The organism is Secundilactobacillus muriivasis (assembly GCF_054785195.1).
This window is the reverse complement of the sequence record NZ_BAABMI010000038.1, coordinates 1-12,144: the sequence shown is the minus strand read 5'-3', so window position 1 is coordinate 12,144 and position 12,144 is coordinate 1. Positions and strand designations below refer to the sequence as shown.

The 12,144-nt window shown below is 41.5% G+C and carries 12 protein-coding genes; 5 read left to right on the top strand and 7 right to left on the bottom strand.

What is annotated here, in order from left to right; translation table 11 throughout:
• Positions 1-180 precede the first annotated feature (180 nt).
• The gene (locus tag ACYVR3_RS10120) at positions 181-1,302 is read left to right on the top strand and encodes a hypothetical protein (RefSeq protein WP_461244152.1); all 1,122 of its coding nucleotides are present in this window, start codon (positions 181-183) and stop codon (positions 1,300-1,302) included.
• Between the two features lie 98 nt (positions 1,303-1,400).
• Here ACYVR3_RS10120 and ACYVR3_RS10115 read toward each other — a convergent pair whose 3' ends face one another.
• The 6 genes from ACYVR3_RS10115 to ACYVR3_RS10090 all read right to left on the bottom strand — a co-directional run bounded on the left by ACYVR3_RS10115 (position 1,401) and on the right by ACYVR3_RS10090 (position 6,125).
• Complete coding sequence (locus ACYVR3_RS10115; protein ID WP_461244151.1) at positions 1,401-1,883, bottom strand: hypothetical protein; 483 nt, start codon at positions 1,881-1,883, stop codon at positions 1,401-1,403.
• Between the two features lie 308 nt (positions 1,884-2,191).
• The gene (locus ACYVR3_RS10110) at positions 2,192-2,698 is read right to left on the bottom strand and encodes a hypothetical protein (RefSeq protein ID WP_461244150.1); all 507 of its coding nucleotides are present in this window, start codon (positions 2,696-2,698) and stop codon (positions 2,192-2,194) included.
• 164 nt (positions 2,699-2,862) lie between these two features.
• Positions 2,863-3,357, bottom strand: coding sequence for a DUF2798 domain-containing protein (locus ACYVR3_RS10105; RefSeq protein WP_057151744.1), 495 nt, complete (start codon positions 3,355-3,357; stop codon positions 2,863-2,865).
• Between the two features lie 651 nt (positions 3,358-4,008).
• Entirely contained in the window at positions 4,009-4,416 is a 408-nt protein-coding gene (locus ACYVR3_RS10100) for a hypothetical protein (protein WP_461244149.1), read from the bottom strand.
• Between the two features lie 26 nt (positions 4,417-4,442).
• A complete protein-coding gene (locus tag ACYVR3_RS10095; protein WP_461244148.1) occupies positions 4,443-5,444 on the bottom strand; it encodes a hypothetical protein in 1,002 nt (333 codons plus the stop codon).
• Positions 5,445-5,738: 294 nt separating this feature from the next.
• Positions 5,739-6,125, bottom strand: coding sequence for a hypothetical protein (locus ACYVR3_RS10090; protein ID WP_461244147.1), 387 nt, complete (start codon positions 6,123-6,125; stop codon positions 5,739-5,741).
• A gap of 662 nt (positions 6,126-6,787) precedes the next feature.
• Between ACYVR3_RS10090 and ACYVR3_RS10085 the strand changes: the two genes are divergently transcribed.
• Complete coding sequence (locus tag ACYVR3_RS10085) at positions 6,788-7,234, top strand: hypothetical protein (RefSeq protein ID WP_461244146.1); 447 nt, start codon at positions 6,788-6,790, stop codon at positions 7,232-7,234.
• A gap of 219 nt (positions 7,235-7,453) precedes the next feature.
• On the top strand, positions 7,454-8,290 hold the full coding sequence (locus ACYVR3_RS10080) for a SinI family restriction endonuclease (RefSeq protein WP_461244145.1): 837 nt from the start codon (positions 7,454-7,456) through the stop codon (positions 8,288-8,290).
• Between the two features lie 43 nt (positions 8,291-8,333).
• On the opposite strand, the gene ACYVR3_RS10075 is transcribed toward ACYVR3_RS10080, so the two are convergent.
• Positions 8,334-9,752, bottom strand: a complete 1,419-nt coding sequence (locus ACYVR3_RS10075; RefSeq protein ID WP_461244144.1) for a DNA cytosine methyltransferase — start codon at positions 9,750-9,752, stop codon at positions 8,334-8,336.
• A 236-nt stretch (positions 9,753-9,988) separates the two neighbouring features.
• Between ACYVR3_RS10075 and ACYVR3_RS10070 the strand changes: the two genes are divergently transcribed.
• Together ACYVR3_RS10070 and ACYVR3_RS10065 are read left to right on the top strand one after the other, a co-directional pair.
• Positions 9,989-10,309: a nucleotide pyrophosphohydrolase gene (locus ACYVR3_RS10070; RefSeq protein WP_461244143.1), complete on the top strand. Its 321-nt coding sequence runs from the start codon at positions 9,989-9,991 to the stop codon at positions 10,307-10,309.
• Positions 10,310-10,326: 17 nt separating this feature from the next.
• The gene (locus ACYVR3_RS10065; RefSeq protein WP_461244142.1) at positions 10,327-12,075 is read left to right on the top strand and encodes a DUF2075 domain-containing protein; all 1,749 of its coding nucleotides are present in this window, start codon (positions 10,327-10,329) and stop codon (positions 12,073-12,075) included.
• Positions 12,076-12,144: the final 69 nt, after the last annotated feature.

Sequence of the window (12,144 nt, the reverse complement as noted above, 5' to 3'; positions counted from 1 at the left end):
ACCGGGAGCTACGGTGCTATTTTGGTTGGTTTAGCGCAAATTGATGGTTCTTAAAAAACAGATAAAAAAGTGCCATTTTCCACACGCTTAGAAATGGATTTGCTACACTATCAATGACAAACACACAAAACTGTCAGTTCAGTAGGAGACTGTTAGGGGTCTCTAGGGGAGGAACTTCAGATGCATAAACGATTAGGGTTAGTTGCAGCGAGCTTTGCTGTGGCGTTAGGGTTGCTGGGCCTTGCGGGGCAACCGGCGAGTGCGGCGGTGAAGACGGCATTTAGTAATATTCAGGCAAGTAGCGACTTTATGTACAATAGTTACACTAAGGTTGTGGCTTATCACGCGAAGTCGACGACGAAATCAGCCTATATTTGGAACGATACACACACGAAGAAGTTATATAACTTAAAGTCATATCCGACTTACAGTTGGTACCAACTGGCGACGGCAACTAAGGGGAAGTCGAAGTGGGTTCAGGTGACGAACTTTCCCAGCACGAAGCGGGGCTGGGTCTGGAGTGGCTATCTGAAGAAGGGTTACAACCCCAAGGGCTATCAGGTGACGAGTAAGCGGTATGCCATGCCAACTTATGCGGGTGGCCAATATCACGTCACAAGTACAACGAAGAACGTCTACATGTGGGATTGGTCGCATACCAAAGTCCGCGCTAATTTGAAGAACTACGCCAATCAGAGTTTTGGCCGCCGGCATTCGATTCGGCTGCTGCATAACGGCACCGAAAGCTGGTACTACTATGTTGGCGTCAAGACAAGTAAGGGATACATTTACGGTTACGTTGCCGCTAACAATCTGGCAGAAGGTCAAACGACCTACCATAAGCTGACCGATACAGTATTACCGTATCAATTCGTGTCTTCCGCGGATTACATGAACTACATCAAGACGAATAACTATCAAAAATTGACCCGGGCAATGGTTGCGCTATTTCCAAATACACCGGTTGATTTAGACTTAACCAAAATCACGGCATATTCCTCACTTCTTGCTGAGCGGAATTTCCACGAAGACGATGATGATGACGTTGATGACACAAACTATACCAAGCTTGTGTCGTTCCCAACGGTAACAAAATACCTCTATGATCACCGAACGGCTTCCAACGCCACGAAGATTGCGGCGGTGAAGAAATTGTTAGCCGAACAGGGCTACACCCAGGCGAAGCGAAATCAATTAAGTGACTACAAATTAGGTATCTATAACATTAACAACATTATGGTCAATCAGTTGAACCCGAATACCAAGACGGCTTGGTATGGCTTGGCAATCGCTAAAGAATAAGTTGATTGATGATTGAAAAGGCGCGTCACAACGGTAGCGGAGAGCTACGGTGTGACGCGTCTTTTATTGAGTACTTTTAAAATTCGAATTGAAACACCCTAATACCAATCGCCACCATCGTGATCGTCCCCGTGCCACAGATTATATTCATCGTAGCCGGCATTGTAGCCATCCTCCCAGCTATCGCTGTAGCCAGAACCGCCACCACCGCCACCTTTACCAGAGAAGAGCCAATTAAGAATCAGTAAAATAACGATAACAATCAGCCATGGTAAGGCCTCCAAAAAGATGTAGGCAATGAACAGGGCGCCATAGTAAATCACTTTCCAAATCGGATGCCAAAAAATCACGCCTAGAACCAGTAAAATACCGATGACCCAGCCACGCGCGGAGTGTGTCTGTTGAGGTGCTGTCGCTGGTTGAGTAGCAACAGGTACGGCTTGTCCTGCAGGCACACTATGCCGAGGCTGATAAGGTTTCTTCTTATCTTGATGCAGCACAAAATTATACTGCACCGGCTTATCAGTCGCTTTGAAATTGCCACTGGGGATAATTTTAGGTTGTTTTGGAGACTCAGACATCGCGCTCACTTACTTTCTGATTAGTGGTTTGATTGGATGACTTAATTTACGCCTACATTATATATATTACACTAATGTATTTTTGGGACAGAAAAGCTAATTTTGGGGCAATTAAACGAGCGCGAACGGGTATTTTTCAAAAATCTTGATTCAGTAAATTAAGGACGACAGTTGGGAGTCGTGTACGGATTTATTTTTGAAGTTAATTTACCGGTTACGTAGTCATCGTTACTGGAAACGTAAAGCGTGCCAAACAACGTACAAGTAAACTACATTATGGGCACTTTTAAAGTTAATAGTAAGTGATGTTAATACCAATCACTGCCGCCATCACCATCGTAGTCATCATTATTATCGTGACCATATTCGTGCCAGAGCTGATATTCATCATAACCGGTGTAGTAGCCGTCCTCCCAACTGTCACCGTAGCCAGAACCGCTGCCACTGCCGGTGTCGCCTATAAGCCAAATAATAAAGAACATGATAGCAAGTCCAATTAGCCACGGAATGGTATCTATAAAGACAATGAGGATGAATGCCACACAGATGTAAATAATTCGCCAAATCGGATGCCAAAAAATCACGCCTAGAACCAGTAAAATACCGATGACCCAGCCACGCGCGGAGTGTGTCTGTTGAGGTGCTGTCGCTGGTTGAGTAGCAACAGGCACGGCTTGTCCTGCAGGCACACTATGCCGAGGCTGATAAGATTTCTTCTTATCCTGATGCAGCACAAAATTATACTGCACCGGCTTATCAGTCGCTTTGAAATTGCCACTGGGGATAATTTTAGGTTGTTTTGGAGACTCAGACATCGCGCTCACTTACTTTCTGATTAGTGGTTTGATTAGATGGTGTAACTTACACCTACATTATATTACACTAATGTAGCTTTGGAACACTAAAAGGCCGATTTCGAGGCCAAACAAAAACAGCGTTACCACGTTGATGATGCAACGGGTAACGCTGTTGTGAGTGATTAGTCTAATTCTTTTTCAGGTGCAGTTTCCTTAGCCTTATCAGCAGCGGCTTGCATCTTACCTAACACACCACGGGCGATTGGGCCAACGATGAGTAATTGTAATGGCAAGGCAACGATGACGTTAAAGAGCCAAGCGTGACCGTAAGCGGCCCAGCCAAGGTTGTGGGCCATGATGATCCCGAAAAGTGACATGCATGATACCATGCCAAGGACCATCAAAACGGAAATCGTGATCCCGATGAAGATGACGTTTTTCTTCATGTAATCGTTAATGATGTATTTGAACGCCAAGCCCTTTGCGATTGGGCCAACGACTAACATATCCAAGATGATGGCGACCAACAGACCCAGTGGGTAATCGGCGAGTGAGGCCAGCAACCAGCCCTTGGTGAATCCTTGCACCAGCACAACGTTATAACAGACCATCACGAAGACCATCAGGCCAGCCATGATAGCGGTAAATACAGCTTCTTCTTTAAAATTACGTGGCATTATATAGTTTCTCCTATTATTCTATTCTCGACACAACGTTGGTTAGTGTAACAGAACAGGTAGGGGCTTCATAAGTAACAATTTGGTTACAAATTAGTAAGGGGTTACATAAATATCAGTTTTGGCTACTTAATTGGTGATTGATTAGCCGATGATAAGTGCTATTCTAGCAATGAGGGAGTTGAAGTCGATGTTGTTTGATATGATAGTGGGGCTACTTGGGCCGGGTTGTGCGGCGGTTGTATTTTTTTTGCTGACGATAGCTGGGATTGCGTTGTTTATTGGAGTGATGATGACGAATTAGAGAGTGGGCCAAAACTCGGTTAGACCCCAGAATATAAGCCATTATTCCGGTAGCTTCCTGGGCTTGGAAGTTACCGGAATAATGGCTTATATGGCCGGGGTCTGAGTTTTGGCGCACGTTTAGGCTATAGATAAGTTTCGAAGTTACGTTCGTTGCTATGGGAATGATCAGTTAAGAAAATTATTTGATCCTTATCAATATAAATTTTAGAAGAATAACCAACCCAACATTAAGATTTAAACAAACAAAACGATACGTAGAAAACGTGATCTCAAACGGCTAAAAAGCTGATTTGAGATCACGTTTTTTATAATTATAGTTTAGCTTTCAGACTGTCCGACAAGTTATTAGTCGTTGTCAGGAAATTCTGCCGATAAATCAGCCGCTAACTGACGAAGATCTGCTGGAAAGTGGGGGCTGTCTTTTACTTGATGCAACCATCCGGAGTTGTATGATCTGGTTCGACGCCCCATCCATCTTTCGCGGGCCATCGCTTTGTCAACGATTTCTGTCTTTTCGTAGGGAATCACCGCCCACGAGCCGTCTTTTAACCTGTTAAGAACGGGTTCGACCAGTAAACGTAATTTGGCATCGGTTTCTGGGGTGTCACTGAGTTCCCAGGCCATGTCTAACTGCCGGCAGTCGGGTAAGCCAATTTTTGAGATCGATGGTGTGTTGAGAAATTGATTGAGTGCTTCTTGAGGTTCGGTAGTAACTTTAACGAATTCGTTGTTGAAAAAATAAATTTGAGTCATGATAGTCTCCTTTGTAATAAGTAAGATTAGGCTTCAACTACCACCAAAGGGTCGTTGATTAAGTTGGCGGCGGACTGGCGGATGTCGAGTGGTAGGTAGTGATTATTGGTAAGGCTGTGTAACCAGCTGTCGCAATCCGCAATACTGTTGACTGAAAAACGGTGAGGGATGGGGATGACGGCATCGTTGTCTAAATGACCGTCAGTTTTAGCACGGCCGTAAGCTAAAATGGCTGCTCGCTTTTGGCTGATAAGGGCTAACCAAGGAGCCAAAATCGCGTGAACGGCGTCCCGGTCAGCAGCTGTTCGGCAGAGTTGCCACGCAATTGAGACTTCTCGGTCACGCGGTAATAAGTCGGCTTCAAGCGCGTTGGGTGAGTAAACGGTTTTGGCGGCGCGCCGTTGTTCGGCAATGAAATAATCTTGTAGCGGATCTGGGTTCTTTTCGGATTTCTTGTGCAATCTGTGATTGGCGTAGAAAACGGTGTGCGGTTGGTCATGGTTGATCGATGGTCCCCGAAAGTCGGTCGTGCCTAAAATGCTGGCGACTTGCATGCGAATGTCTGGTGGAAATACTGAATCGCGGCCGATCTTTTGAAGCCACTTTTGCGCGTTGGTTAACGTCAGGGTGTATTTCAACGAATAGAGGTCGTCTTCGTCCTGCGCTTGACCAGCCAAGCGGGTCCAGTAACTGCAAATGGACTCATGAGGGTGCCGCTTTAAATCAGGATTGGTGCCAAGCTGCTGATTATAGGGGTCGCGCCATTCTTGTTGCAGTTGCGCTTGGTTTTCCTTGAGCGGTGCCACGTACTGCGCGAAAAACCAGCGGAAGTCAGCTTCTTGATGACGGGAGACGCAGAGTTCCCAGAATAAATGCAGTTGGTAAGGATCGAGGTGGTGGGCGCGCTGCTCACCATCTTGATCGCGCCATTCTGAGATTTGGAACGTGCCTAGAAATTGGTTGATGGCGGCACTGCCGGTGCGGACGTTGCTGTAGAGGTGGCCGTATGAGCTGTAGAATTTTTGCATGGTGAATCCTCCTAGGGTTGAAGTGTGGTGTGAGACATTGACTGTTGAGTAAAAAGGTTGAATTCGGTTTGATAAATTGAACCAGATGGATAGCTGTGGTATTTCAAATTTATGCAGTAGCTGGGAACAACAGCGCTCATATAAAATTACCATTCAGGTTGAAAGTTTTTCGAAGCTTAAGCGACATGTCAGTGTTGATTGGGGTTGCTAGTGTGAATTGGATGACGCGATAGTTGGATGAATTGTTAACTGTGATAAGCATGATAAATTGCCTCCTGATTTGAGTAGATCGGTTTAATTGAGTTCTGCCAACAAGGCCAAAGCCCGTTGCCGTAAATCCGCTGGTAAATGCGACATTCGAGTCAAATCTTGCACCCAGTGGAATTCCTGATCCGCATCCTGAATGTAGGTCATGAACTGGTCGTGGGAGAGCGACTGGTCGTTGGCGTGCTGCACCGTTGGCCAGCCCTGTTTTTCTAACTTAGCGAGCGTTGGAATCACTAAGTTGCGAAGTGCCCGGTCGTCTGCGGGATACTGGCAGAGTTGCCAAGCGAGGTCGAGTTGCTGACAACTAGGCAGGGTGTCAGCTTGATGTTGTTGTTTGATAAAATTCATAAGCACATCGGTGGGATTGTAGCGAACCTCGTAAAGGGTATCGTGAATTGAAAATATGTGGGTCATGGTGGGAACCTCCTAATTTGGGTGAATGAGTTGTTGAAATTCCGGCACAACGGCGTTTAACGAGACTGTAATTGAAATTTAGCCAATAAAAAAAGCCGCACGGATGCACGACTAGTTGGGTTGCATCCAATCTATGGCGGAGCACGTTGCCGCGATTGCGGTACGTTGCTGGTTGGTCATTGTGCATAGTCACTACCAACACTCTAAATGCGGTATTCAGTTTTGTGGGTTGGCGATCCGTTCGGGCTGTTTGATCTCGAACGGATGCGCCTTAACTTGAATCCATGTGTCATCACTTCCTTAAAGCGAAGTAATGCAGAATATGAAAAAAGCCGTGCGAATGCACGGCTTACTACGTCCAGTCTGCATCCTACTATGGTGGGGCACGTTGCCGTTCTCACGGTACGTTGCCGGTTGGTCATTGTGCATAGTCACTCGCAACACTCTTGATACATATTTGATTGACACCAGTGTAGGCTGAGTTGGGTTGGATGTCAATGGAAATTTTTTAATGGTGTGATAAATTCGAGCCGATTATTAGCTGAAAATCGGGATTATTCGGTAGTTTGGGTATCGAAATATTTTTGAATGATTTAGTATTAGAGGTGAAGAATGAACGGATAAATTTTGAGTAGATAATGCTGATTGTAGGGATGGTAGTTATGGCGGATCAACAGGATAAAAAGCACGGAACCGAACAGCAAGTGACTGAACAACCAGAGGGCCAACCTGAGACAAAAACGACTATCAACTGGCACTATGTGGCGTTTGGTATCGGGAGTTTGATTGGCTTGATTATGGTTGTGCAGGATTATGGCTTTTCGCGGTCGTCGTTGCCGTATTGGCGGAACTTTGTGATTGGGATTGTTGCGCTTTTTGCGGTGATTTTGCTGGTTCGGTGGTTGTGGCGGAAGTTGGTGAAGTGGGCTGGGGAGCAGTCGGCGGCGGATGAGGTGGAAGGTAAAATATCATCAGATGATACAGAAGTAAGTTCCAAAATGAATATGCAAACGGACAAAAAAATTGAAGTATACACGAACGATATTCAAGAAAAAAAGTGGGTGAAAGATAACCCGACTGTAAATTGGAACTACCGAAAATTTCCATGACAAAAAACGGAAGAAATATATATAAAAACGCCATAAAAGTTTATACGAACCGTAAAACTTTCATGGCGCTAACTATAGTAGTTGTTGCAAGGCCATTATATCAATTTTTACAATTATTGTCAGTTTATTGTTACGGTTTTTGTTGTAAGTAGTTATACTTAAACTAAATGAAAATGATTTGTTAATAATGGGATAACTGTGAAGTATGTGGAGGACGACATGGCTAAAAGTAAAAAGATAGCAGATTATACTAATTATAATATTACACAACTTTTAAATGAGTTCGATAGTGTACTTTCAAGAAGTGAATTTACGGCAATTTTTCCAGATAATTCGGAGATTAAAGCCAATTTTAGAAAATTATTTGAAATCGCACTAAGCGATATGAATCATTTATTTCCGAATTTAAATGTCAAAGCAACGTCGACAGATCCTAAAGATTATATTACAAAGTGGGTAAATAGATATAAAAGTGCACTTCAAACCCCACCTAGTTCACGAATAGCTGAAATTTCTAAAAGTGCAGTTGATCCTGTTTTGGAAATTATGGTTCAAGAATATCAAAAGTTATCTAAGAAAGAGGTTGAAGAAGAAAGTAGAGTGCACCAGTTATTTATGAGTGCGGAGAATGTTCAAGGTAATCTTTTAGAGGAGTATATAGCTAGTGTTGCAGAACCTCAGGGCTGGATTTGGGCCCGCGGTGAAACATTACGAGCATGCGATTTTGTGAAGCCTCAAGGAACCATTACTAGTTTTGTTCAAATTAAGAATAGAGATAACACTGAAAATAGTTCCAGTTCCGCAATTAGAGAAGGAACACAAATTAAGAAATGGAATAGACTGAAAACTATTACGCGAAATAAAAAGCCACTTCCATGCTTTATGTGGGACAAACTAAATGAATTAATGGAGCTCGAAGGAGTAAAGACATCAGAAGAAGACTACGAACATTTCTTAAGAGAGGTAGTTAAAGTTAACCCCAATGTGATTATTAATTTAGTAATAAAAAAGCAGCATCTAGAATTTGAATTAACGAATTTTAGGTGCTGTCTTTGATATAATTAAAATTAGATTGATTTTGCTTAAGTAGAACGTAAAATTAAAACAAGGACAATTGATTGTCTAAGTTAATCAAATCTTTTTGTGACTGTTTTGACGTTTTACCAGCAATACGTAAAGTCTTTTCTTCCCAATCATGATCACGAGTGTTTTTATAGCGTGAATTTTTAAAAGAGTCGTAGTCTTCAGAAAGTTTATGGCCGTGCTCATCAGCTATAATCCTATCACCAATGGCTTTAGCTAAGGGAACAGGAACTGCGTTTCCAATTTGTTTATATTTATCTAGTAATGAACCTTCAATAACCCAATTATCAGGAAAACCTTGAATTCGAGCGTATTCTTCAACACTTAACGGTCTATCTTCAATTGGATGAATTAAATCTGTTGCAGGCATAGTTGGGTGAGTAACTAGTGTTGGGGCAGGCTTACTAAATGATAGGCGCCGATAAAAGCCAGTTTTTCCACCAGGAAGACCGTAGGATTTACCCATTGCCTCACGTTGTAAAGAATCAGAGAGGCTACGCCAGTTTCCGCCTTCAGGAATATGTTTAATATATTTCATGCGTTTTACTGGATAGTCGATAAAATGTTGTGGTTTATTCTCGATATCGGAAACAACATCGTTAAAGGTACGCCATTTAGGAAGGTTAAAATTTTCGTCCATACTATTAGTAGGTTGGAGATAGTCAACTTTTTGGTTTCCTAATTTAGCGATAATAATAACTCGTTCTCGAGTTTCAGCAGCACCAAAATTAGCTGAATTATATAAATCAAACGATACAGTATAACCAAAACTACGTAACTTTTGGAGAGCGTATAATAGTACGCCGCCTTTAATACCAGTTTCTGTAGAATCAAATATTGCTGGAATAGACAATAAACCACGTACGTTTTCTATAACGGCGTATCTAGGCTTAATTTGACCAATTAGTTCTAGATATTTGATGAAAACATCTCCACGAATATCATCATACCCGCGGCGTTTACCGGCAGTCGAGAAAGCTTGGCATGGAGGGCCGCCAAACATATAATCAACGGTACGATCTCGAGGAATTTTTGCATATTCATAAATTTTATCAGCATCATATTTGGTTACATCGCCAATTAACGCTGCATCCGGATAATTTTGAGAAATGGATTTGCGGGCGTGTTTGTCAATATCGCTAACCAATAGAGGATGAATTCCAGCTTGAGCCATCCCTATATCAAGTCCACCGGCACCAGTAAAGAAGCTTAGAGCAATTTTTTCAGGAACTTGAGTACTTGCTCTAGGATGGTCATCAGGTTCGATAATGAAGTTTTGCTTGTTAATCCAGTTATCTAAATTAGATTTTGGTATAATCCAACTTCCACTTATTTTATCTGCTTGGAGATAATTTAACTGAATTTGTTTTCTTACAAATTGGGAAGATGTCTTTAAAATTTGAGCGCAGTCTGCAATAGAAAGTAAAGAATCCAAGTTAACTCCTCCTTATAGGTATATTTTTTAGAAAGTAAATGTTTTTTTTATAGACCCTATCATAACATGGATTCTTTCTTTTACAAAACCAAATGTTGTAGGTCTTGTACTGAAAAATAAGTATAAGCGGTTGAATGAGTATTGTTGAGTGACAATGTTGAAAAAAATATCGATAATGAAAAAAATAGTGGTGACTAACAGCTATTCATTATTAAAAAGATAAGGAGAATTAAAAGATGGATTATAATCAAGTACTATCAGAAATCATTGATTTTCGTAATGAACGTCATTGGCAAAAATATCACACGCTCCCAGCACTTGCGAGAGCTTTAAACATCGAAGCCGGAGAAGTTAGTGAACATTTTTTATGGCAGGACGCTAAATCAGATGATGAAGTAATATCTGATGACAAAGAAAAACAAGAATTAGAGATGGAATTAGCTGATACGTTGACGTATGCCTACTATATGTGCGAGAAATTAGGTGTTAATCCTAATGACTTAGTTCATGAAAAGTTGCAGCAAAACAAACAACGCCATTGGCGATTTGATGATTAATAGTTGGGGATGATAGTGTGAGCGATATAAATCCGCCGGTGGTTAAAAAAATAGATTACAATGCTAAGGCGCTTAAGGAGTTAAGAGAAGAGACTCACAATAATGAGCTTCTTTTCGACTATCCGACTGTATACCTGATTTATAAAAGGGATGCGCATGGTCAGTACAACGTTTATGTAGGGGAAACGAATAATATTCGGCAGCGGACTAAGCAACATTTGATTGAGGATCCAAAGACTCGAAAGGACTGGGAAGCTTTTCGTAAAGAAAAAGGCGTTAATATGATTGTGATTGGGCATGAGCAATTTAACAAGTCACTGACGCTTGATATTGAAAATAAAATGATGTTGTATATGTCTGGTGTAACTAGCGTTAAGAAGTTAAATAATCGCCGTGAAAATGATCAAAATAAATATTATACCGAAGAAGTCCGGGACAATATTTTTTCGAAGGTGTGGCGAGAACTTCGGGAATTAGAAGGCAATTTATTTCCGCTGGAGAGAATTATTCAAGATTCAGCACTGTTTAAGGCTTCGCCATTTCATAAATTAACTTCAGAACAAATTGAAGCAAAAGATTTAATTTTGGAACGATTGATGACCAGTCTACTTTCTGAGCAAGAGAATCAGTTGGTCTTAGTAGAAGGTGAAGCGGGTTCTGGTAAAACGGTACTGTTAAGCTCAATATTCTATTTGCTACATCAGTATAGCAGCGGTAATGAGCACCCGGAATTTAAAAATCTTAGTAGCTTTTTGTTAGTTAACCATGATGAACAACTGAAAGTTTACAACGATATTATTAAAAAACTGGGAATTGATAGTAAAGAAGTGGTATCGAAGCCAACACACTTTATTACGACGCACGATCCTAAAGAAAAAGTAGACGTTGTTTTAGTGGATGAAGCACATTTACTTTGGACGCAAGGAAAGCAAAGTTATCAAGGTAAAAACCAGTTAAAAGATATTATGGCACGTGCTAAAGTCGTAGTTGCTATTTTTGATCCGAAACAGGTATTGAAAACAGAGGGTTACCTTGAATATACTGCGATTAAAGAATTGGAAGCGCATGCTAAATCACAGAAAAATCTTGTTCGACTAGAAAATCAGATGCGGATAAATGCAGACGAGGAGACCGTTAACTGGATTCGTGCACTGACAGATCAACGTGAAGTTTGGCCAATTCACCAAGACAGTAAAGGTTATGACTTGAGAATTTTTGATGACCCGGTTGAAATGTATCATCAAATTAAATTGCGAAACGAAGACCGAGATAATGCTGGCTTATCACGGATGGTAGCAACTTTTGACTGGAATTATAAGCAAAAAGGCAAGCCTGATGATGGTGATTATTGGATGGTTGATGCGGATAATCTTCATCTACCTTGGAACCTGCAACTACCAATTGATGAAGATCAAAAGCACATGGCTAAGAAATTAGCTTGGTCAGAGCAGAAGCAAACGATTGATGAAATTGGTTCGACTTATACGATTCAAGGCTTTGACCTCAACTATTGTGGTGTAATTATTGGGCCATCTGTGAAGTATCGGGATGGGAAGATTATTTTTGATCCGAATGAGAGTCATAATAGTAACGCAATTCGGCAACGGACACTTGATAATGGGCGCAAGGAGTATGTGAGTGATCAGTTGTTGGCGAATGAGTTGAATGTTTTGTTGACTCGTGGGGTTAATGGGCTTTATATTTATGCGGTAGATAGAAAATTAAACGAAAAACTAATAAAAGTTAATTTATATATTGATACCTGAATTATTCATACCTTTCAAAAAAGTCGTCAGTTTTCATGTTTTTCAAAAACTGACGGCTTTTGATCTTGC

Coding starts and splice junctions, on each gene's coding strand:
- ACYVR3_RS10120 (WP_461244152.1), top strand. CDS start 181: ATGCATAAACGATTAGGGTTAGTTGCAGCGAGCTTTGCTGTGGCGTTA.
- ACYVR3_RS10115 (WP_461244151.1), bottom strand. CDS start 1,883: ATGTCTGAGTCTCCAAAACAACCTAAAATTATCCCCAGTGGCAATTTC.
- ACYVR3_RS10110 (WP_461244150.1), bottom strand. CDS start 2,698: ATGTCTGAGTCTCCAAAACAACCTAAAATTATCCCCAGTGGCAATTTC.
- ACYVR3_RS10105 (WP_057151744.1), bottom strand. CDS start 3,357: ATGCCACGTAATTTTAAAGAAGAAGCTGTATTTACCGCTATCATGGCT.
- ACYVR3_RS10100 (WP_461244149.1), bottom strand. CDS start 4,416: ATGACTCAAATTTATTTTTTCAACAACGAATTCGTTAAAGTTACTACC.
- ACYVR3_RS10095 (WP_461244148.1), bottom strand. CDS start 5,444: ATGCAAAAATTCTACAGCTCATACGGCCACCTCTACAGCAACGTCCGC.
- ACYVR3_RS10090 (WP_461244147.1), bottom strand. CDS start 6,125: ATGACCCACATATTTTCAATTCACGATACCCTTTACGAGGTTCGCTAC.
- ACYVR3_RS10085 (WP_461244146.1), top strand. CDS start 6,788: ATGGCGGATCAACAGGATAAAAAGCACGGAACCGAACAGCAAGTGACT.
- ACYVR3_RS10080 (WP_461244145.1), top strand. CDS start 7,454: ATGGCTAAAAGTAAAAAGATAGCAGATTATACTAATTATAATATTACA.
- ACYVR3_RS10070 (WP_461244143.1), top strand. CDS start 9,989: ATGGATTATAATCAAGTACTATCAGAAATCATTGATTTTCGTAATGAA.